The following is a 19643-nucleotide window of genomic DNA, read 5'->3' as shown; positions in this document are numbered from 1 at the left end:
GTTATGTTCCAACGCTAAGCGTGGTGCGCTGCTTGCGGAGCAGCGCGATCACCGACAGTGCCGTGATCAACCCGGTCTTGGGATTCTCGGAGGGGACGTTCTCGATTGACATCGAGAAGCGCGCGGAATCCGACTCGACCTCGATGCGATGAACATTGCGCGTCACGGTCGGGTCGGCCCAGATTTGCACCTGGGTGCGATCCGGCCCGACGCCCGCGAGCGACAGCGCGACCGCGACGTTGAGATTGGCCGGAAAGCCTTTCGCTGCCTCTCGCGCGGTCCCCTCGAACAGCTTGAGCGGCTCGCGCAGATTGTCGATATCGATGTTGTTCTGGACGATGAGCGGCGCGCCCTTCAAGCCGTCGATCGGCTTGCGCGTCACCATCTTCACCGAGTGAATTGTGCCGATCGCGGCGGCGTTGACGGCGTCGAGCCCGATCAGCGCGCCGGTCGGCACGAGGATGCGGCCGCCATTGGCCCGGGCGAGATCGACGAGATCAAAATTGTCGAGCAGCCCACCGACGCTGACAACGACCGCGGCCCTGCCGCGTTTCACCGCGGGTTCGACGATCGCGCGGAGTTGGCTGCTCGGCGCGCACTCCACCACGATATCGGCGGCGTCGCCGAGCTGGTCGAGCGGCAGTAGGGATGGCGGACGACGCAGGCTGCCGAGCAATTTCTGATGCTTTGCAGGATCGCGCACCGCCACGGCGGAGAGCGTCAATCCTTCGATGCCCTGATCGAGCGCGGTCGCGATCTTGGTGCCGATCGAGCCGAGCCCCGCGACGGCAACCCGCAATTCGTTCGAAGCTGTCCGTTCAGCCATCGCATCACCCCTCTCGCCAAGTCGATGTCATAGCGCCTCAGGCGTCGCGCGCATAGCTGCGCAGGCGCGTCTCGAGCACGGAGAGCATTGCGTCGCGGGCGGGGTCGCGCGAGCCGCGCAGCCATGCGGCAGCGAGCGGCAGCCGGCCGACGGGCCCGATCTGCTTTGGCCGCAGCGGCACGAAGCGCACGCCTGACACCGCCATCCGCATGGTCCAGCGCGGCACGATCGCGACCCCGAGCCTGGTTGCGACGAGATTGATGATGGTCTGCTTCTCGTCGGCGACCTGCACGACGCGCGGCGTGAGGCCTGCCTGCTCGAATAGTCTTATCGTGAGGTCGTGGCTGTGCGGCCGCGAGCGACGATCCGGCACCAGCATCGCCTCCTCGGCGATCTCCGCCAGCGTGATCGACTTGCGTTTGGCCAGCGCGTGGCGCTGCGGGAAGGCCACGATGGCTGTTTCCTGCAGCAGATCGCGGAATTCGAGCCGCTTGTCCCGCTGAGCCGGTGGACGCACGAAGGCAAGATCGAGCGCGCCGGTCAGGATCTTTGGCAGCAGCCGGACGGTCTTCTCTTCCAGGAGCTGCACTGCGATATCGGGATGCTTTGCGCGAAAATCGCGCAGCAGCGCCGGTAACAGCCCCGCCGCGGCACTGTCGATGGCGCCGACCCGGAGTTTTCGAGCAGCCCCCGCGCGCGCGCGATTGCGCAGGTTGGTCTCGACCGCCTCGACGCGGGCGAGGATGGCACGGGCATCACGCAGCAGCGTCGCGCCATCTTCCGTCAGCGACACCGCACGCGTCGTCCGTGCGAACAGTCGCGTGTCCAGATCCTGCTCCAGCAGCTTGATCTGGCGGCCCAGCGCGGAGGGCAGCATCTGGAGATGCTGCGCCGCGTGGCCGAAATGCAACTGCTCGGCCGCCGCCACGAAGCATCGCAACTGATGCAATTCCATCCACCGGTCCTCTGATCCTGTGACGGGATTATATCATTTTTTTGTATAAACCAGCGCCGATTGAGTCCCGGCCCCTAGGTTCGCTAGCGTTACGCAACCCCACCGACATCTGGACGGAGCCCTTCATGCGCACCCATTCGATTGCAGCGATCCCCGCGGACGGCATCGGCCCCGAGGTCATCTCCGCCGGCGTCCGCGTGCTGGAGGCGCTGGCCAACCGCAGCGGTGACCTCGCCTTCAACATCAAGACCTTCGACTGGGGTTCGGACTATTACAAGAAGCACGGCGTGATGATGCCGGCCGACGGTCTCGCGGAGCTCAAGAAATTCGACGCGATCTATTTCGGCGCGGTCGGTGCGCCCGACGTGCCCGATCACATCACGCTGTGGGGCCTGCGGCTGCCGATCTGCCAGGGCTTTGACCAATACGCCAATGTGCGGCCGACCAAGATCTTGCCGGGCGTCGCCTCGCCGCTGCGCAATGTCGGCGTCGGCGACCTCGACTGGGTGATCGTGCGCGAGAATTCCGAGGGCGAATATGCCGGCATGGGCGGCCGCGCCCACAGGGGTCTCCCCGAAGAGGTCGGCACCGAGGTCGCGGTGTTCACCCGCGTCGGCGTGACGCGGATCATGCGCTATGCATTCGAGCTGGCGCGGTCGCGCCCGCGCAAGTTCCTGACCGTGGTGACCAAGTCGAACGCGCAGCGCCATGGCATGGTGATGTGGGACGAGATCGCAGCCGAAGTCGCGGCCGAATTCCCCGATGTGACCTGGGACAAGATGCTGGTCGACGCCATGACGGTGCGCATGACGCTGCATCCGAAGAGCCTCGACACCATTGTCGCGACCAATTTGCACGCCGACGTCCTCTCCGACCTCGCCGGGGCGCTGGCGGGCAGCCTCGGCGTCGCGCCAACCGCCAATATCGACCCGCAGCGCCGCTTCCCCTCGATGTTCGAGCCGATCCACGGCTCGGCCTTCGACATCACCGGCAAGGGCATCGCCAATCCGGTCGCGACGTTCTGGACCGGCGCACAGATGCTGGAGCATCTGGGCGAGAAGGACGCGGCGGTGCGGTTGATGGCCGCGGTGGAGCGCGTCTGCGCGGCCGGCGTGCTGACGCCCGATGTCGGCGGCAAGGCGACGACGAAGGACGTGACCGATGCCGTGATCGAAGCGATCCACGGATCGAACGTGTAATCCGAGCTACGTCAGCGGGAGCGCCAGGGTTTCCGAAAAATTTTGAGCCCCCCTCTTGAAACCAAAACGGGCTTTTTTTATTTTTCCGCTGCCGCCGAGAGGTGGCGTTCCCGACGCCTGGTGGGTCGGGAAGCTGAGACGGGCACCGGTCGTGTCCGGTGTCGTTCGTATCCATTTTGCTCCTTGGAGGATCTGGCTATGCGCGCTTACGACTTCTCTCCCTTGTGGCGTTCGACCGTTGGTTTCGACCGCCTTTTCGACCTCGTTGAAACGGCACAGCGTGCCGGCGAGGACAATTATCCTCCCTACAACATCGAACGTCTCGGCGAGGATCGCTACCAGATTTCGCTTGCGATTGCGGGCTTCTCACCCAACGAGGTCGCGGTGACGGCCGAGCAGAATGCGGTGACCGTCGAGGGAAACAAGCCGGACAGGACCGAACGCGAGTATCTCTACCGGGGCATTTCCGCGCGACCGTTCAAGCGGCAGTTTAACCTGGCCGAGTATGTTCAGGTGCACAGCAGCTCGTTCGAGAACGGCTTGCTCAAGATCGAACTGGTCCGGGAAATCCCTGAAGCCATGAAGCCGCGGCGAATTGCCATCAATGCCGCGCCGTCCGACAACGTGCATCAACTCGAGGGCAAAGCCGCCTGAATTCGGTCTGTCGGAGGCCGGTGATCCCGCCCGATCGTCGGGCGGCATGGGCCATGGCCTTCGATCGCGTACCCGAATGCAAGTCAGAGGTTTTAGAGAAAGGAGGAGGACCTCTCATGCTCGATCATGCCGACAACATCATCGATCTGAACGCGATATTGCACCCTGGCTCCGTCTATGATCATCCCCGCGACGTCATAGCCGATCCAACTTTGTCGATCGGCGAGAAGCGCGCGATCCTAGCGTCCTGGGCTTCGGACGCAGCCAGTGTCGCCTCGAGCCCGACATTGCGGGAGCTGCCCGGCTCGGACAAAGCCGTCACCATCGACGAAATTCTGGAAGCGCTCGCGAGCCTCGACCACCATCCGAAGGGCCCTCCGGGCGGCAAGCCGGTCCGCACGCGATCCGTCGAACGAACCGGCCTCGCAGCCTAGGCAACGACAGCTCAACGGGGATTGCGATGATGCTTGATGAAGAGCTGGCCTTGTTGCGCGGCCACCGCAGCAACATCAGCCGCTATCAGCGGTTGCTCAAGACCGAGCTGACCGAGTTCGAACGGCGGTTCATCGAGAGACGTGTGTCCGAGGAGCGCTCGGCGATCGAGAAGCTCGCCGTCTCCGCCTTTCCGCTCACCTTTCAGGCTCCGAGCCGGGCGATGGGGAACGCCACCACGCGCCTGACGGCAAGCCGGCACGGGTGATCGACATGCCCGAACACCTCCCGACATTCGAAGTGTTCCTGAAGAAGTGCGGTCGAAGGACATGGCGATGGCGTGTCTGCACGACGGAAGGACGCCTGGTCATGCACGGCTTCGAAAATGGCCGACCCGCTGCCAAATATGCGGCTGACAGGGCCTTGTTTATGATGCTTCTCGCCGCGCCCTATCGCCCGGCGGGCCGGGCTTCCGCCACGGCTCGCTCCTCCTTGGCGACACCCGCATCAAGATGGCTGCCGCGGCACAAGATGCGTGAATGACAGGTGCCGCGAGGGATGGTGCCTGCATCAGCCCATCCCGACCATCTCCGTTGCTGACTGCTTACCGCCGTCCCGGCGGCGGGTTCGCCATAACGGCTGTCGGCTCCGGCGGCGTCAGGTGGCGTGGAACGATGATGGACTGGCCGGGGGTGAGCGTCGCGTTCTCCGGCAGCGAGTTGCTCTGCGCCAGCGACCACAGCGGCACGCGATTGGCTGCCGCGATGCTCTCCATGGTGTCGCCGCGGCGCACCGGTAGCCGCACGCCACTGTCCCACAATTCGACCAGCGTATTCGCCGGCACGAGATAACGCAGCGGCACGGCATCGACCTGCGTCTGGGGCGGAATGCGCGGCAACTGCGTGACCATGTCGACGATCTGACGGTGGATGTCGTCGGACTTCTCGATGTTGATGTGGCTGACCCGCGCGTTCTCCTTCAGGTCATAGCTCGCATAGTGACCGCGATAGCCCGGCACCGCGACCACGTTGCCGCCGCCAAGCACGCTGTCGGAGAGATAGATGTTGATGAAGCGCTCGACATTGAGCGGCACGTCGCCGGTCGCATGCGCGGGATCGATGGTGATGACGAGGCTGATCGGGATGTTCTCCTTGGCCGCCATCTCGGAGATGACGATCGAGCAAAGCCCGCCCATCGAATGCCCCATCAGCACGATCGGCGCCGGCGCTTCCTTGTAGCTGGAGATCGCACGATCGCCGATCCATCGGCAGATGGTGAATTCATAGACGTTGGCCGAAAAGCCGGCCTGCGTCAGCTTCTCTTCGAGCCGGTCCATGCCGGTGGAGAAGAACGGCCCCATGGCGCCACGGAACAGGTAGATCTTCGGCGGCGGCAATGGCTCGAACGGTGGGGGCGGCGGCGCGACGGGTGCGGCCGCGGCGGGCTTCGTCTTGGCAGGTGAGGCAGCGGTCGTCCCGGTGCTCAAGGCGAGCAGCGCAACGGCTGCCAGCGCGAGAAGTCGCCTCAAATCGATCATCAGTCCAGCAGTCCCACTCCGGGAGGCTGCAGCCTCCCCCAAAGGCGCTTAGTGACGGTCGATTGGGTGGAATTTGGGGCACGGAACCGGGGCTCGATCCGCGCTCATTCCAGCATCTCGCCCCCCAATCACTGCATGCTCTTGAGCCTGCTGCGGTGTGCGGCCTGTTTCGCGCGGTTGCCGCAGACCGCCATGATGCACCATCGCCGCGCGCGTCTGCGCGTGTGGTCGGCGAACAGCATGGTGCAGTTGTGCCCCTCGCACGCCTTGACGTTCGAAAAATCCTCGTCGCAAACGAACTTCGCCATGGCTTCGCCAACCGGCAGCAATAGCGCCTCCGGCGATCGCCAGCGCCGCCTCATTCGCAATGCCAGAGCGCCGCCATCGGCATGGCCCGGCTCGATCCGGCTGAACGCTTCGTCGCGCTCCAGCAGGCTGTTCAACGGATCGAGCTCGCGCAATGCATCCGTCGTGAGCGGTCGGCCTGCATGCTTGCGCACGAAGCCCCTGAACCATTCGCGCAAGGCGCGCGCCTGATCCGCAACCTTGTCCAGCTCCTCCGGCGTGGCGCGCGCCGTCAGCGCGTGCAGATCATCCGCGGGCACCAGCTTCGCCTGCGCCAGCCAGTCGATCAGGCCATGACCATCATCGATCCAGTCGACCGGCGTATCGAGCGGCGTCGCCACCGAGTTGAGGAAGTCGAGGCCGAGGGAGTCGGCGATGAACATGGCGGGCGGGCGGTCCATGAGCGGTCCTTGGCCGGTCGGGAGCTTGGACTCGGATAACCTGATAGAACGGCGTTGACAAGTTACGGTAAGGGGACGTAACCTCTTAGTAGGCAATTTAGTGGTTACTAAGATGGAGAATGTCATGGCCGCAATCGCGTACCGGACCGCGGATGTCGAGGGCTTCAAGGTGTTCTATCGCGAGGCCGGTCGTGTCGGAGCGCCAAAACTCCTGCTGCTGCACGGCTTCCCCAGCGCAGGCCACATGTTTCGTGACCTCATCCCGCTGCTGGCGGACAGGTTTCATATCGTGGCGCCCGACCTTCCCGGCTTCGGCCAATCCGACATGCCTTCGCGCAAAAGCTTCCGTTACACGTTCGACAATTTCGCGCGCGTGATCGAACGCTTCACCGAAATGATCGGGTTCGACCGTTTCGCGGTCTACGTTTTCGATTACGGCGCGCCGACTGGTTTCCGGCTTGCGCTCAGTCACCCCGAGCGGATCACGGCAATCATCTCACAGAACGGCAACGCCTACGAGGAAGGGCTCAGCGACGACTGGACTCCGCTCAAGACCTATTGGCAGGATCCGTCGCCGGCCAATCGCGACGCGCTACGCGCGCTCCTCACGCCGGAAGCGACGCGCTGGCAGTACACGCATGGCGTCCCCGATCCGATGACCGTGTCACCGGACGGCCAGAGCCTCGACAACTTCTACCTTGCGCGCCCGGGCTCGGACGACGTGCAGCTCGACCTGTTCGGCGACTACAAGAGCAACGTCGCGCTCTATCCGGCCTTCCAGGACTATTTCCGCAAGCACACGCCGCCGTTCCTCGCGGTCTGGGGCAAGAACGACCCATTCTTTATTCCGCCCGGCGCCGAAGCGTTCAAGCGCGATAATCCGAACGCCTTGGTGCAGTTCTTTGACACCGGTCATTTCGCGCTGGAGACGCACGCGAAGGAAATCGCGGACAGCATTCGTACCTTCCTGACGTAACGGGGGCTGTCCTCCGCGAAAGTTACGCCGCCAGGCTCTGCTGAGCGCGGAATGCGCTGATCGCCATATGGACGAGATGCAGCTTGCCTTTGACCGCCGGCGATATGTCGAAGGGATATGCATCGCTCATCCCGAGCGAGCGGTTGAGTTCGTTGATGCTGCGAGCAAGCGGCATCCACAGTGCTAGGAGTGCCTCGAAGTCGCTCTCGAGATAGGGATCCGTCAGGGTCTGCCGGGCGCGCTCGTCCAGCGCCAACGGCAAACCTGCCAGCGAGTCGAGCGTCGACACGATATGCAGGAAATGCGCGAACGTTTCCGCCCAATCCTCCCAGGGGTGGGACGTGGCGTACTCGCTGATGAAGCCGCTTCGGTCGTATGAACGATCGGCGCGGCTGTAATAGGAGTTGATCGCGGCCTGATAGTCCTGCGCTTGGTCACCGAAGATCAGCTTGAACGGGGCCTGGAATGTCGTGCCGTCGACGAGCAGGTCCCAATAGAAGTGACCGATCTCGTGCCGGAAATGCCCGAGCAGCGTGCGGTACGGCTCCCGGAACGCCACGCGGCGAGATTCCCGTTCGACATCGTCGGCCTCCGCAAGGTTGAGCGTGATCAGGCCCGAGAGATGCCCCGTCACGATGGGACCGACCTCGTCCGAAAGAATGTCGAAAGCCAATTCTGCGCCGGTGCGCGATACGAGCGGAAGCCTGAGGCGACTGAGATCATAGAGAAGACGGCGCTTGGCTTCCTCCATGCGGCGCCAGAGCATGATGTTTCTGGTGCTGCCAAGGTTTGGAATCGTGCGCGTGAGGCGGCACGAGCCGCAATACCAGTCCGCGCCCTCGACACACCAGTTGCAGCCGATGATCTCGCGGTTACGGCAAGATTGATGGGATGCAAGTTTCGTCATCTCGATGCGCGAGGAATCGAACGCCAGCTCGGTGCTGCAATTCGTGCACGCGACGTGCTCGAACGAGACAGGATGGCGGCATGACGGGCACTGAAAAAACTTCACGTGGACTGGCCTCAGACAGACGGCATACCGGAAACCCGGCGTATCACTTCGAGGAACTCGTGCGACCGTCGCTGTTGTCGGCGAGCAACGCCCGCTGGGTTCGGAGCGCGTGCCGCCTTAACAGGACGGCTCGCGTCGCGCTCAACTGGCCCGATTGAGGCTGCGGCTTTTTCTCCAGGACATGTTCGGAAACAGGCCGGCCGGCCCAGGTTCGCTCGGGCTGAACCGCCATGGGGCCGACGTCTCGTCTCCTCGTCATGGTGTAACAACACCAGATCGTGTGCCGAGTTCCCTTCGTTCGACCGGCGGGTGATCAAGTCCCGGCTTGTGCAGATACGACAATGCCGCCGTCGGCATGACGGCGGCATTGTCAATTCAGTGGCTTGCGGCGAAGGGCTTAATTCCGGGGAGCCGTTGCCGCCGCCGAGCGCGCCGGCCCGGGCCCGCCGGGTTCGGCAACCGGAGCAGGTGCGCGCGAGCGCATGATTGCGGCGTCGATCTCGGCAATCACGCGGCGCTGGATCGCCTCGTTCTTGTCGATCGAGATGTGGCCGACGCCGGAGCCGCGGACGTCGACATTGTCGAGCTTGCCGCGAAAACCGTCTGCGCGCTTCACCGGCTCGCCGGGGCCGTCGCCGATATAGATGTTGATGTAGCGTTCAGCGCCGGTCGACAGCTTGGTCTTGAACACGGAGTCGAGCCCGATCGCGAGCTTCACGGGCACGCCAAGACGGTTGAGCTTGGCGATCATGTCCGGCAGAGCGGTCGCGCCGGAGGAGTGCCCGACCAGCACGATGGTCTTGAGCCGGCCGGCCTTGTAGGCAGTGGCGGCCTCATCGGCGAGCGAGGACCAGGACACGAAGTTCGAGACGGTCACCGGGATGCCCTGCGCCTGGAGCCGGGCGCCGATCGTGTCGAGCCCGAGCGAGAAGATGTTGAGCACGCCGCGGAGGAGGTAGACATGCGTGGTCGCGACCGCAGCCTGGCTCGGCGCCGCCCTGGCGGTGGTCGGGCTGATGGCAACAGCTGACAGCAGGAGCAGGCCCATCGCCCAGGCACGGAGGGCGGACAACTGGCTGACGCCAGCGGTGTGACGGCCGTTCGGTCTCATCGATCTTTTCCCTGGGAATATGCTTCGGCCGGAATCGTAGCCATGGCCTGCTCGCAGACGCAACAAAGAGCCGCGTGAACGACGATCTTAGCATCAAGCCGTGACCATCGCGCAACACTTGCCCGAAACCTGCCACGGAAGGAGCTGTTTCGAGGCCATTTTTCTCCCGCTAATTGCAGCCGCGCAAGGGCCTTCCTATGTCAGGGCTCCGCTGACCCGCCCCTCCCGGTAGGTTCCAGCCTCCCCTCCCCAGCCTTAGCCCCTCAGACTTGCGGCAATCATGTCCTCCATCATTTCCGTCGCCAATTTGTCGAAGACCTATGGGTCCGGCTTCAAGGCGCTCAAGAACGTCAATCTCGACATCACGCGCGGCGAAATCTTCGCCTTGCTCGGCCCCAACGGCGCCGGCAAGACCACGCTGATCTCGATCATCTGCGGCATTGCCAATCCGAGCGAAGGCAAGGTCCTCGTCGGCGGCGAGAACATCCAGACCTCCTATCGCAAGGCGCGCTCGCTGATCGGGCTGGTGCCGCAGGAATTGCACACCGATGCCTTCGAGAGCGTGTGGGCGACCGTGAGCTTCTCCCGCGGGCTGTTCGGCAAGCCGAAGAACCCCGATCATATCGAGAAGGTGCTGAAAGACCTCTCGCTGTGGGACAAGAAGGACAGCAAGATCATCACGCTCTCCGGCGGCATGAAGCGTCGCGTGATGATCGCCAAAGCGCTGTCGCACGAGCCGCAGATCCTGTTCCTGGACGAGCCGACCGCCGGGGTCGACGTCGAACTGCGCAAGGGCATGTGGGAGGTGGTGCGCACGCTCCAGCAATCCGGCGTCACCATCATCCTGACCACGCATTACATCGAGGAAGCCGAGGAGATGGCCGACCGCATCGGCGTCATCAACAAGGGCGAGATCGTGCTGATCGAGGACAAGGCCACCTTGATGCAGAAGCTCGGCAAGAAGCGGCTGACGCTGCATCTGCAAGGCAAGCTCGATGCGCTGCCGGAGAGCCTCAGGCATTACGAGCTCGACCTCTGCGACGGCGGCGCGACGCTGGTCTACGACTACGACACCCAGGGCGAGCGCACCGGCATCACCAGCCTGCTCGGCGATCTCCGCACGGCCGGCATCCGCTTCAACGATCTCGACACGACGCAATCGTCGCTCGAGGACATCTTCGTCGATCTCGTGAGGGCCTCATGAACTACCGCGCTGTCCGCGCCATCTACCTGTTCGAAATGGCGCGCACCTGGCGCACGCTGCTGCAAAGCATCGTCTCGCCGGTGGTCTCGACCTCGCTGTATTTCGTGGTGTTCGGCGCCGCGATCGGCTCGCGCATCAGCCAGGTCGAGGGCGTCAGCTACGGCACCTTCATCGTGCCAGGCCTGATCATGCTCTCGGTGCTGACGCAGAGCATCGCCAACGCCTCGTTCGGCATCTACTTCCCGAAATTCACCGGCACGATCTACGAGATCCTGTCGGCGCCGATCTCCTATTTCGAGATCGTGCTCGGCTATGTCGGCGCGGCCGCGACCAAATCGATCATCCTCGGCCTGATCATCCTCGCCACGGCTGGCCTGTTCGTGCCGCTGCACATCCATCATCCGGTCTGGATGCTGGCCTTCCTTGTGCTGACGGCGGTGACGTTCAGCCTGTTCGGCTTCATCATCGGCATCTGGGCCGACGGATTCGAAAAGCTGCAGATGATCCCGATGCTGGTGGTGACGCCGTTGACCTTCCTCGGCGGCAGCTTCTATTCCATCGACATGCTGCCGCCCGCCTGGCGCACGGTGGCGCTGCTCAATCCGGTCGTCTATCTGATCTCCGGCTTCCGCTGGAGCTTCTACGAGATCGCGGACGTCAGCATGGCCGTCAGCATCGGCATGACAACGGCGTTCCTGGTGATCTGCCTGGTCGTGATCTGGTGGATTTTCCGCACGGGATATCGGTTGAAGAACTGATCCGGCCGTCATTCCGGGGGGCACGCGCGCGCCCCGGAATCGCAAGCTCTACCGATAGCAGTGGAAGCGGTTGTATCCGTCGTAATAGCCGCGACACCGACGGTGGCCGCGATGGGGAATGCCGAACACCCCCTCGACCGCGCCGACGGCACCGCCGACACCGGCGCCGACCGCGCCCCCAACCACGCCGCCGACGGGGCCGGCGATCCGGTTGCCTTCGTAAGAACCTTCCTGGGCGCCCCGAACGATGCCTTGGGCATGGCCAGGCTGGGGGACGCAGGACAGCGCGGCCAGAACGGCCGCGCCAGCGAAGAGCACACGGAAAGGCAGACCAGCCGGCCGAGAAGCGGCGGCGACGCAAACTTTGTTCATCTTCATTCCCAAAGGTAAAACCGGCCGCGGAAGCGGCCGGTCGAGGCAGCGATCGTCAACGCCGATGCGGCCAAATGGTTGCGCCCCGGATGGTTGCACCATTGTGATGAATTGTCGGCGTTGTGAACGCATCTCCCGCTCGCGAAAATGTCAGCGCTGCCGCTCGCTTTGCGGCACAAAGCGGCCTTGCTTACGCCGGGCGTCCCGTTAACGATGGCAATAAGGTTAGCTTTGCAGGCCGCTGGAACGAAAGCGCGATTGCAGGCATAATGCACGCCGGGGGACGGAGAGCCGCGGCGCCTAGTATGAACAGGCCGGAGGCCACGAGTCAGATGCGTTCGTTTTTTATTGCTTTCACCTCCCTGATGCTTTTGAGCGCGGGCGCCGCGCAGGCCAAGGTCGACATCACCGTCGACAAGGACAATCAGCAGATGACCGTCGCCGTCGACGGCGTCGCGCGCTACCACTGGCCGGTGTCGACAGGCATCCCCTCGCGGGAGACGCCGAACGGCGCGTTCCGCGCCTTCCGCATGGAAGAGGATCACTATTCCAAGGAATTCGACGACGCGCCGATGCCGCACGCGATCTTCTTCACCAAGGTCGGGCACGCCATCCACGGCACCGACTCGGTCGGCCGGCTCGGCACGCCCGCCTCGCATGGCTGCGTGCGGCTGTCGCGCCAGAATGCCACCACGCTCTACGCGCTAGTGCAGCAGCAGGGCGTGCTCAACACCACGGTAACGCTGACCGGCTCGGCGCAGGTGGCGCTCGCCCGCAATCCGCGTGGCCGCACTCCCACGGCAGTGGCCCGCGCGCCGCAGCCCGCCGAAGAGCAGTACGCCACATCAGGCGATCCCGTGAACCTGACGCCTCAGGCCGCACCTGCCCGCCGCTACATGCCGCAAGACGACAACTACATCTATCCGGCCGACGGCAGCGACACCGGCGCGCGCTACCCCGCGCCGCGCGGCAACCGCCCGCTCTATGACGCACAGGTCTATCAGCCGCAGCCGCAGCAATACTACAATCAGGGCTACGGCCAGCAGGGCACCTACTATCAGCCGCAGCCCCGGCAGGTTTACCAACCGCGGGGCTATTACTACCAGAACTGACCTACTTGAACGCGCCGTTGCCGCGCCAGCGAATCAGGAAGCCGCTGCCGCGACGGGCGCTTGCCGCAATCGACCGCAGGAAATGGCGCCAGCCCGTGCACGGATTGGGCACCGGCCGACGCAAGGAAGCAACAGTCCACAACCTTCAACGCAGCGGCGTTCCGACCAAATTGACAACCAGGGGCTCGCCCCTATTGTCGTTCCCATTGTTTCTGGGACATGACATGACACGCGAGCAGATTTCGGATTTCTGCGTTACCGCCCTGGCAAATATCCTGCGAATTTCGAGCGACCGCGTCGATATCGGCACGAAATTCAGCCGCCTCGGCCTCGATTCGGCGATGCTGGTCTACCTGATGATGGAACTCGAGGAGAAGCTCGACCTCGAGCTATCGACGGACGACTTCTACGACCATCCGACCGTTGAGGCGTTGTCGCGGTTTCTCGCCGACAAGCGCGCAATCCGCCCCGCCGCCTGAGGGCGGTTGAAGTCGGCGCAACCCATGGAAACCTTCCGCTCGCTCGTGGCATTGCTGGCCTGGCGTGCGGCGGAGCAGGCCGACGACCGCGCCTATGTCTTCGTCTCCGATCGCGGGACGGAGGACGCTGTCCTCAGCTTTCGACAGCTGCACGATGCCGCGGGCGCGCTCGCGTCGCGACTGACCGTGGCCGCGCGTCCCGGCGATCGCGCCATCCTGGTGTTTCCGCCCGGCATCGAATTCATAGTGGCGTTCTTCGGCTGTCTGATGGCCGGCATCATCGCCGTGCCGATGATGATGCCGCGGCGAAACGGCGCGCGCGATGCCAGCGCCGCGATCCTCGCCAATTGCACGCCGGCGCTGGCGCTGACCAATTCGGCCGTCGCGCTCCGCGGTGATTTGCGGGCACGCTTCGCGCATGAGCACATCCGCTGGATCGAGGTCGATCTCGCCGCGGCCGTAGGTGAGACAATCGAACTACCCGAGCCGGCGCCGGACGACATCGCCTTCCTGCAATACACCTCCGGCTCGACGTCCGCGCCCAAAGGCGTGATGGTGAGCCACGCCAATCTGCTCGCTAATCTCGAGATGATCCGGCTCGCGCTCGGCAACACCCGGCAATCGACTTACGTCAATTGGGTGCCGCTCTATCACGACATGGGGCTGATCCTGAACGCGCTGCAAGCGCTCTATGTCGGCGCGACCTGCGCGCTGATGGCGCCGAATGCGTTCATGCAGCGGCCGCTCGGCTGGCTGCGCGCGATCGCGCATTATCGCGCGGAAGTGGCGTGCAGCCCGAATTTCGGCTTCGACCTCTGCGTCAGCCGCTATCGCGCCGACCAGATGGAGGGCATCGATCTGTCCTCGCTCAGGATCGCGCTGAACGGCGCAGAACCGGTGCATGCGGAAACCATCGAGCGGTTCACCCAGACATTCGCGCCGCACGGCTTCGATCCGCGCGCAATGTATCCCGCCTACGGAATGGCGGAAGCGACGCTCCTGATTTCCGGCGGACGCCGTGGCGGCGGTCATGTCACACGCAGCGTGAGCCGCACGGCGCTGCAGGCGCATGCGGCGCAGGCGCCTTCCGACGCCGAAGATACACAGGTCGCCGTCGGCTGCGGGCGCCCGCTCACCGGCGAACGGATCGCCATCGTGGACGCGGACAACCGCACGCGGCTGCCCCCGGATCGCGTCGGTGAGATATGGGTGAGTGGGGCCAATATTGCCCGCGCCTATTGGCGCAACGACGAGGCGACGCGCGAGGGGCTCAATGCGCAGATTGCCGGCGAAGACGGAGCGTGGCTGCGCACCGGCGACCTCGGCTTCATCGACGTCACAGGCGAATTGTTCGTCACGGGACGAATCAAGGACCTCATCATCATCCGTGGCATCAACCATTATCCGCAGGACGTGGAGCGCACGGTGCAATCGCTCGATGGAGCTTTGCGCGAAAACTGCGGCGCGGCGTTCTCGGTGCCGGACGAGACCGGCGAAGAAATGCTCGTCATCGTCCAGGAAATCGAGCGCACCGCGCGCCACTCGATCGACACCGAAGCGATCAAGGGCCGAATTCGCGAGGCCGTCGCCGACAACCACGAACTCTTCGCGCGCCACATCGCGCTGATCAGGCCCGGCACGCTGCCGAAGACCACCAGCGGCAAGATCCAGCGCAAACTGGCGCGCAAGCTCTGGCTCGATGGCGGTTTCGAGCAGCTCGGCTGAGACGATTCAGAAATCGATCATCGCGCGCTCCCCATCGCGCAGGCTCACGGCGATCCCCTGCTCGATCTTGCGCGCGAGGATTGGGCGATAGTGGATGAAGTCGGCAAAATTGGCGCGGTCGCGCGTGAGATCGTTGTCGACGCGATAGCTGATGAAATTGCTGCGCGGTCGGCCCGCGACCACTTTCTTCAGCGCGGCATCGCAGGCGCTGCGCTCCAGGGCGGCTTCCGTACCGGGCTTCGGCACGGTGGTCGCCAAGGTCGGCGGCACGATGATGACGACGGGCACATCGGCCGGCAATGCCCTGACGATATCTGCCAGCGCAGCGATCTCGGGAAATGTCGCCCGCATCTCGGCAGACGAGGCCGGCGCCGGATCCCTGGGCCAGCCGACTTCCTTGAATTGGCCCGGCGGCCAGATGTCCTCGTAGCTGACAAAGCCGTCAGGGTTCATCCGTGGTCGCCGGCCAAGGCCGATACTGATGCGTTGAAAGGCGTGCTCGATTGCCTGCCAGGAGATCAGCCGTGCGGCGTAGGCGACGACGCTTCTGTCATAGAGCCAGTCGGGAAACGGGACGCCGCCCTCCTCCTTCGCCCGTGCATGCGTGCACCAGCCAGGGTCGGTCACGATCACCAGTGCGCCGACCTCCCGGTGATTCCGCAGGAAGAAGTCCAGCACTGCGAGCTCCTGGCGGGGAAATGCACCGGTCATGTAGAGCTGCACGAACCGCAGGCCGGTTGCGCGCGACAATTCCGCCGGCTCGACCATCTGCGCCGTCGAATTGCCCAGGATCGCGGCATTGAAATCCGGATCCCGCGCGCGGCTCGCGGCCGTGATTTTGGTCAGACGATTATCGACGCCGTCGATGCCAAGCAGGCCGAGCTTGCCGCTGTCATAGGGATCGACCGCCACCATCAGTGCGAGCACCAGCAGCGCAGCCCCGATCAGCGTGCCCAGACACGCCAGCAAGCTCCGGCCCCAGCCGAGATCGGTCTCAGAACTTGAAGTAGACGAACTCATGGAGATCCCGACCACCCATGTGAAGCAGCAATGCGAATAGCCCAAGACCGAGCAGACCCGCAAGCCACGGATTGGGACGGCGCGTGAGCACCGCCACGATGTCCTGGCTCGCCGGCAGCAGGAAGGCGAACAGCGGCGCTGCGATTAGCGGCCACAAATGCTTTCCGCGCTCGAGCGGGAGCGGCGAAGCCAGTCCGGCGAAGACATGCCAGGCCGCCTCCACCGATCCCGCACGAAAGATCACGCCGGTCGCGAGCACGAACAGCACGGTAAGCGCCCAGCCGAGCCATGACGGGAACTCCGGGCCATAGCGACGCCACAGCGTGCAGGCGACCAGCGCAAGCCCGTGCAGCACGCCCCACAGCACGAAGGTCCAGCTCGCGCCGTGCCAGAGGCCACACAGCGCCATCGTGATCATCATCGCGCCGAAAAACTGCACCGGCAGCCAGCGCCGCGGCAGCAGGCGCAGATTGACCAGCGGATAAAACACGTAATCGCGCAGGAACAGCATCAGGGTGATGTGCCAGCGCTGCCAGAAATCCTGGATATTGGTCGAGCGCAGCGGCGCATCGAAATTGTACGGCAGCTGCACGCCGAACAGCAGGCCGAGGCCGATCGCGATGTCGGAATAGCCGGAGAAATCGAACAGGATCTGGAAGGAGAAGCAGAAGGCGAGCCAGGCGTCACCGCCCGCGAGCGGCCCGTTCGCGGCCTGCGCGTAGATGGGATCGAGCAGATGCGCGAGGCCGTCGGCGATCACGATTTTCTCGAACAGGCCGATCGCGATGAAGCAGGTGGCGATGCAGAACTGACGCTGCCAGCCCGGAACGTAGACCTGCCTGCCGAACTGATGCATCACCTCCGACCAGCGCGCCAGGGGGCCGGCGATCGCCTGCGGGAAGAAGGCGATGTAGAGCGCATAGCGGTCGAACGCATAGAGCGGCGCCCTGCCGCGCTTCAGGTCGACCAGATACATGATGTGATGGAAGGTGAAGAAGGAGATGCCGAGCGGCAGCCCGACGTCGAGCACCGGCAGCGTCGTACCGAGCACGAGACCCAGATTAGCGAGAACGAAGTTGGCGTATTTGAACAGCGCCAGCACCGCGAGATCGAGCGTGATCACCAGCGTCAGCAGCGCCGGCCATTTCACGCGCCCATAGGCAAACGAGGCGAGCCAGTTGATCGCGATCGAGCCGATCAGGAGCAGGATGAAGGACGGGCTGCCCCAGGCATAGAAGGCGAGCGACAGCGCGACCTGCACGCCGATACGCAAGCCCGGATAGGGGTCGGCCAAGCGATAGATCAGCAGCGCCGCGGGCAGGAAGACCAGGAGAAAGGGATAGTCGTTGAACAGCATCGGTTCACAGCCGCGCCATCGCCGGCGTGAGCCGGCGGATGATGCTCAGCCCGTTTCGAGGTCGGGCGCAGCGTCACCCGGCTGCCGCAGCATGCGTCGCGCAATCTTCTCCTCGCTCGGCACCTTGACGTCCCAGGCCAGTCCCAGCGCTTCCAGCGCCCGGATGAAGACAAAGCCCGGATCGAACTCGAACCAGCGCAAGCCGAAGGCCGCGGAATAGGGAAAGGCGTGGTGGTTGTTGTGCCAGCCCTCGCCCCAGGCAAGCCAGGCCACCACGCCGAGATTGCGGCTGTTGTCGTCGCGGGTGACGAACGGCTGCGCGCCAAAGCTATGCATGACGGAGTTGATGGCGGACATGGTCTGCTCGACCACGAACATGCGCACCACGCCGCCCCAGAGCAAGCCGGTCAGCGCGCCCCACGGGCTCATCGTGGCGAGGCCGCCGATCGCGGCCGGCAGCACCAGGCCGAGACCGACCCAACTGTAATAGTAGCTGTTGACTGCAACCAGCCTGCGATCCGCCATCAGGTCCGGGACATAGTGCGCAACGTTGGGATAATCGTGCGCGATCATCCAGGTCAAATGCGCGTGCAGGAAGCCGCGCAGGCGGCCGAATGCGCCGTCGCCGTGCAGCCGCGGCGAATGCAGATCGCCGTCGTGATCGGACAATTCGTGGTGCCGGCGGTGCATTGCCGCCCAGGACAGCATGGGACCGCGGCCGGCCATCGATCCCATCACGACCAGGATCGCACTCATCGCCGTGGAGGTCGCGAAGGCGCGGTGGGTGAAGAGCCGGTGATAGCCGACGGTAAGGCCGAGGCCGGTCACCAGCCAGAAGCCGACGAACAGGCCAAGCTCCATCGCGCCGATCGGGCGGTAGAACAGAAGGACCAGCGCCAGCAGCGTGCCGACGAAGGGCAAAACGTCGAAGATCATGAAATGCCGGCGCTGCATCCGGCGAAAATGCCGGCTGCGGATAATTCGATGATCGCGTTGCTGCTGCACGGGCGGGATTCCAGGGCACCGACTATGAGTACATACCCCCGCGGCGGCCGCAACCCAAGCCGCCGCCCAAGGTTTCAACAGCCACGAAAACCTATACGATCGGCCGGACGCGCCAAAACGCGTTGAAATATGGCCCCTTTCCCTTGCCCCACGAGCCGCCATGCCGTCACGTGCTGCGACGATCTTGACCGTACTGTCACTTCTCATTGCGGGACCGGCCATGGCATTTGATTCGGCTTTCGACCTCGAGGCCCATCGCGGCGGGCGGGCACTGCTGCCGGAAAACACGCTTCCGGCCTTCGCCAACGCGCTGTCGATCGGCGTGGACACGCTGGAGCTCGATGTCGGCATCACCGCCGACGGCGAAGTCGTCGTCTCGCATGAGCGCGGGCTCAATCCTGATATCACGCGGGATGCGAACGGCGCCTACGTCACGCCTCCCGGCACTCCCTTCGTGAAACTGCGGCTCGCCGACGTCAGGACCTATGACGTCGGCCAGATCCGGCCAGACAGCCCTTACGCGAAGCAATTCCCCGACCAGCGCGCCATGCCCGGGACCCGTATTCCGACCTTGAGCGAGCTGTTCGCGCTGGTGCGCAAATCCGGCAATACGCGCGTGCGCTTCAACATCGAGACCAAGATCGATCCGAACCATCCGGACGAGACGCTCGATCCGCAATCTTTCGTCACCAGGCTGCTCGGCGTGATCGAAGCCGAGAAATTCTCCGACCGCGTCATGATCCAGTCGTTCGACTGGCGGACCCTGCTGCTCGTCCAGCAGCGGGCACCAAAGATGCCGACGGTGTACCTGACGCTCCAGCGCGGCTCGGGCCAGACGGTGGCGCTGGACAAGGCGACCAATTGGACGGCGGGCTTCAGCCCGGCCGATCACGGCGGGTCGCTGCCGCGGACCATCAAGGCTGCGGGCGGCGCGGTCTGGTCACCCTATTTCGGCGATGTGACCGCGGCACTGATCGCCGAGGCCCATGCGCTCGGGCTGCGTGTCGTGGTCTGGACGGTCAACAAACCCGAAGACATGGCGCGCATGATCGAGATCGGCGTCGACGGGATCATCTCCGACAGGCCCGATTTGTTGCGGCAGGTCGCGGGCGAGAAGGCAATCGCGTTGCCCGCGGGGACGCCGGTGGAGCCGTAGAAGCGGG

The 19643-nt window shown here is 64.3% G+C and carries 21 protein-coding genes; 11 read left to right on the top strand and 10 right to left on the bottom strand.

Annotated elements, in window-relative coordinates:
• Position 1 precedes the first annotated feature (1 nt).
• Together ACIPUD_RS01350 and ACIPUD_RS01345 are read right to left on the bottom strand one after the other, a co-directional pair.
• Positions 2–826, bottom strand: a complete 825-nt coding sequence (locus ACIPUD_RS01350; RefSeq protein WP_446480012.1) for an aspartate dehydrogenase — start codon at positions 824–826, stop codon at positions 2–4.
• Positions 827–863: 37 nt separating this feature from the next.
• A complete protein-coding gene (locus ACIPUD_RS01345; RefSeq protein WP_085350297.1) occupies positions 864–1781 on the bottom strand; it encodes a LysR family transcriptional regulator in 918 nt (305 codons plus the stop codon).
• A 125-nt stretch (positions 1782–1906) separates the two neighbouring features.
• On the opposite strand from ACIPUD_RS01345, the gene ACIPUD_RS01340 reads away from it, so the two are divergent.
• From ACIPUD_RS01340 to ACIPUD_RS01325, 4 genes are all read left to right on the top strand, one after another.
• Positions 1907–2980, top strand: a complete 1074-nt coding sequence (locus ACIPUD_RS01340) for a tartrate dehydrogenase (protein ID WP_377788761.1) — start codon at positions 1907–1909, stop codon at positions 2978–2980.
• 198 nt (positions 2981–3178) lie between these two features.
• Entirely contained in the window at positions 3179–3634 is a 456-nt protein-coding gene (hspD, locus tag ACIPUD_RS01335; protein ID WP_446480134.1) for a small heat shock protein HspD, read from the top strand.
• A gap of 116 nt (positions 3635–3750) precedes the next feature.
• Entirely contained in the window at positions 3751–4068 is a 318-nt protein-coding gene (locus ACIPUD_RS01330; RefSeq protein WP_018454274.1) for a hypothetical protein, read from the top strand.
• A 26-nt stretch (positions 4069–4094) separates the two neighbouring features.
• Complete coding sequence (locus ACIPUD_RS01325) at positions 4095–4334, top strand: hypothetical protein (RefSeq protein WP_018454273.1); 240 nt, start codon at positions 4095–4097, stop codon at positions 4332–4334.
• A gap of 336 nt (positions 4335–4670) precedes the next feature.
• On the opposite strand, the gene ACIPUD_RS01320 is transcribed toward ACIPUD_RS01325, so the two are convergent.
• Both ACIPUD_RS01320 and ACIPUD_RS01315 read right to left on the bottom strand, forming a co-directional pair.
• On the bottom strand, positions 4671–5603 hold the full coding sequence (locus tag ACIPUD_RS01320; RefSeq protein WP_446480011.1) for a LysM peptidoglycan-binding domain-containing protein: 933 nt from the start codon (positions 5601–5603) through the stop codon (positions 4671–4673).
• Between the two features lie 128 nt (positions 5604–5731).
• On the bottom strand, positions 5732–6349 hold the full coding sequence (locus ACIPUD_RS01315; protein WP_085350313.1) for a CGNR zinc finger domain-containing protein: 618 nt from the start codon (positions 6347–6349) through the stop codon (positions 5732–5734).
• A gap of 124 nt (positions 6350–6473) precedes the next feature.
• On the opposite strand from ACIPUD_RS01315, the gene ACIPUD_RS01310 reads away from it, so the two are divergent.
• Positions 6474–7325 carry an alpha/beta fold hydrolase gene (locus ACIPUD_RS01310; RefSeq protein WP_085360779.1) on the top strand — a complete coding sequence of 284 codons (852 nt, stop codon included), beginning with the start codon at positions 6474–6476 and terminating at the stop codon, positions 7323–7325.
• A gap of 22 nt (positions 7326–7347) precedes the next feature.
• Here ACIPUD_RS01310 and ACIPUD_RS01305 read toward each other — a convergent pair whose 3' ends face one another.
• A complete protein-coding gene (locus ACIPUD_RS01305; RefSeq protein ID WP_085360610.1) occupies positions 7348–8337 on the bottom strand; it encodes a zinc-binding metallopeptidase family protein in 990 nt (329 codons plus the stop codon).
• A 397-nt stretch (positions 8338–8734) separates the two neighbouring features.
• A complete protein-coding gene (locus tag ACIPUD_RS01300) occupies positions 8735–9448 on the bottom strand; it encodes a hypothetical protein (RefSeq protein ID WP_446480010.1) in 714 nt (237 codons plus the stop codon).
• A 280-nt stretch (positions 9449–9728) separates the two neighbouring features.
• On the opposite strand from ACIPUD_RS01300, the gene ACIPUD_RS01295 reads away from it, so the two are divergent.
• Both ACIPUD_RS01295 and ACIPUD_RS01290 read left to right on the top strand, forming a co-directional pair.
• The gene (locus tag ACIPUD_RS01295; RefSeq protein ID WP_085361388.1) at positions 9729–10652 is read left to right on the top strand and encodes an ABC transporter ATP-binding protein; all 924 of its coding nucleotides are present in this window, start codon (positions 9729–9731) and stop codon (positions 10650–10652) included.
• Positions 10649–11410, top strand: a complete 762-nt coding sequence (locus tag ACIPUD_RS01290) for an ABC transporter permease (RefSeq protein WP_018454266.1) — start codon at positions 10649–10651, stop codon at positions 11408–11410. The genes ACIPUD_RS01295 and ACIPUD_RS01290 overlap by 4 nt, the downstream gene beginning before the upstream one ends.
• Before the next feature lie 48 nt (positions 11411–11458).
• Here ACIPUD_RS01290 and ACIPUD_RS01285 read toward each other — a convergent pair whose 3' ends face one another.
• Positions 11459–11782: a hypothetical protein gene (locus ACIPUD_RS01285; protein ID WP_085349135.1), complete on the bottom strand. Its 324-nt coding sequence runs from the start codon at positions 11780–11782 to the stop codon at positions 11459–11461.
• A 305-nt stretch (positions 11783–12087) separates the two neighbouring features.
• On the opposite strand from ACIPUD_RS01285, the gene ACIPUD_RS01280 reads away from it, so the two are divergent.
• The 3 genes from ACIPUD_RS01280 (at position 12088) to ACIPUD_RS01270 (ending at position 15098) form a co-directional block, all read left to right on the top strand.
• Positions 12088–12894, top strand: a complete 807-nt coding sequence (locus ACIPUD_RS01280; protein WP_085361389.1) for a L,D-transpeptidase — start codon at positions 12088–12090, stop codon at positions 12892–12894.
• Positions 12895–13118: 224 nt separating this feature from the next.
• Positions 13119–13373 carry an acyl carrier protein gene (locus tag ACIPUD_RS01275; protein ID WP_018454262.1) on the top strand — a complete coding sequence of 85 codons (255 nt, stop codon included), beginning with the start codon at positions 13119–13121 and terminating at the stop codon, positions 13371–13373.
• Positions 13374–13397: 24 nt separating this feature from the next.
• A complete protein-coding gene (locus tag ACIPUD_RS01270; RefSeq protein WP_085361390.1) occupies positions 13398–15098 on the top strand; it encodes a fatty acyl-AMP ligase in 1701 nt (566 codons plus the stop codon).
• Positions 15099–15104: 6 nt separating this feature from the next.
• On the opposite strand, the gene ACIPUD_RS01265 is transcribed toward ACIPUD_RS01270, so the two are convergent.
• The 3 genes from ACIPUD_RS01265 to ACIPUD_RS01255 are packed head-to-tail and all read right to left on the bottom strand — an operon-like array spanning position 15105 to position 18480.
• Positions 15105–16118 carry a hypothetical protein gene (locus ACIPUD_RS01265; protein ID WP_446480009.1) on the bottom strand — a complete coding sequence of 338 codons (1014 nt, stop codon included), beginning with the start codon at positions 16116–16118 and terminating at the stop codon, positions 15105–15107.
• Positions 16093–17475 carry an MBOAT family O-acyltransferase gene (locus ACIPUD_RS01260; RefSeq protein ID WP_085361392.1) on the bottom strand — a complete coding sequence of 461 codons (1383 nt, stop codon included), beginning with the start codon at positions 17473–17475 and terminating at the stop codon, positions 16093–16095. Before ACIPUD_RS01260 ends, ACIPUD_RS01265 begins: the two co-directional genes overlap by 26 nt.
• 45 nt (positions 17476–17520) lie before the next feature.
• Positions 17521–18480 carry an acyl-CoA desaturase gene (locus ACIPUD_RS01255; RefSeq protein WP_240543381.1) on the bottom strand — a complete coding sequence of 320 codons (960 nt, stop codon included), beginning with the start codon at positions 18478–18480 and terminating at the stop codon, positions 17521–17523.
• Between the two features lie 160 nt (positions 18481–18640).
• On the opposite strand from ACIPUD_RS01255, the gene ACIPUD_RS01250 reads away from it, so the two are divergent.
• Positions 18641–19636 carry a glycerophosphodiester phosphodiesterase gene (locus ACIPUD_RS01250; RefSeq protein ID WP_085361394.1) on the top strand — a complete coding sequence of 332 codons (996 nt, stop codon included), beginning with the start codon at positions 18641–18643 and terminating at the stop codon, positions 19634–19636.
• Positions 19637–19643: the final 7 nt, after the last annotated feature.

It is taken from the genome of Bradyrhizobium sp. CAR08 (assembly GCF_052871955.1).
Note: the sequence above shows the minus strand (reverse complement) of the source record. Positions and strands in the feature narration are given on the sequence as shown.

Coding starts and splice junctions, on each gene's coding strand:
- ACIPUD_RS01350 (WP_446480012.1), bottom strand. CDS start 826: ATGGCTGAACGGACAGCTTCGAACGAATTGCGGGTTGCCGTCGCGGGG.
- ACIPUD_RS01345 (WP_085350297.1), bottom strand. CDS start 1,781: ATGGAATTGCATCAGTTGCGATGCTTCGTGGCGGCGGCCGAGCAGTTG.
- ACIPUD_RS01340 (WP_377788761.1), top strand. CDS start 1,907: ATGCGCACCCATTCGATTGCAGCGATCCCCGCGGACGGCATCGGCCCC.
- hspD (WP_446480134.1), top strand. CDS start 3,179: ATGCGCGCTTACGACTTCTCTCCCTTGTGGCGTTCGACCGTTGGTTTC.
- ACIPUD_RS01330 (WP_018454274.1), top strand. CDS start 3,751: ATGCTCGATCATGCCGACAACATCATCGATCTGAACGCGATATTGCAC.
- ACIPUD_RS01325 (WP_018454273.1), top strand. CDS start 4,095: ATGATGCTTGATGAAGAGCTGGCCTTGTTGCGCGGCCACCGCAGCAAC.
- ACIPUD_RS01320 (WP_446480011.1), bottom strand. CDS start 5,603: ATGATCGATTTGAGGCGACTTCTCGCGCTGGCAGCCGTTGCGCTGCTC.
- ACIPUD_RS01315 (WP_085350313.1), bottom strand. CDS start 6,349: ATGGACCGCCCGCCCGCCATGTTCATCGCCGACTCCCTCGGCCTCGAC.
- ACIPUD_RS01310 (WP_085360779.1), top strand. CDS start 6,474: ATGGCCGCAATCGCGTACCGGACCGCGGATGTCGAGGGCTTCAAGGTG.
- ACIPUD_RS01300 (WP_446480010.1), bottom strand. CDS start 9,448: ATGAGACCGAACGGCCGTCACACCGCTGGCGTCAGCCAGTTGTCCGCC.
- ACIPUD_RS01295 (WP_085361388.1), top strand. CDS start 9,729: ATGTCCTCCATCATTTCCGTCGCCAATTTGTCGAAGACCTATGGGTCC.
- ACIPUD_RS01290 (WP_018454266.1), top strand. CDS start 10,649: ATGAACTACCGCGCTGTCCGCGCCATCTACCTGTTCGAAATGGCGCGC.
- ACIPUD_RS01285 (WP_085349135.1), bottom strand. CDS start 11,782: ATGAACAAAGTTTGCGTCGCCGCCGCTTCTCGGCCGGCTGGTCTGCCT.
- ACIPUD_RS01280 (WP_085361389.1), top strand. CDS start 12,088: ATGAACAGGCCGGAGGCCACGAGTCAGATGCGTTCGTTTTTTATTGCT.
- ACIPUD_RS01275 (WP_018454262.1), top strand. CDS start 13,119: ATGACACGCGAGCAGATTTCGGATTTCTGCGTTACCGCCCTGGCAAAT.
- ACIPUD_RS01270 (WP_085361390.1), top strand. CDS start 13,398: ATGGAAACCTTCCGCTCGCTCGTGGCATTGCTGGCCTGGCGTGCGGCG.
- ACIPUD_RS01265 (WP_446480009.1), bottom strand. CDS start 16,118: ATGAGTTCGTCTACTTCAAGTTCTGAGACCGATCTCGGCTGGGGCCGG.
- ACIPUD_RS01260 (WP_085361392.1), bottom strand. CDS start 17,475: ATGCTGTTCAACGACTATCCCTTTCTCCTGGTCTTCCTGCCCGCGGCG.
- ACIPUD_RS01250 (WP_085361394.1), top strand. CDS start 18,641: ATGCCGTCACGTGCTGCGACGATCTTGACCGTACTGTCACTTCTCATT.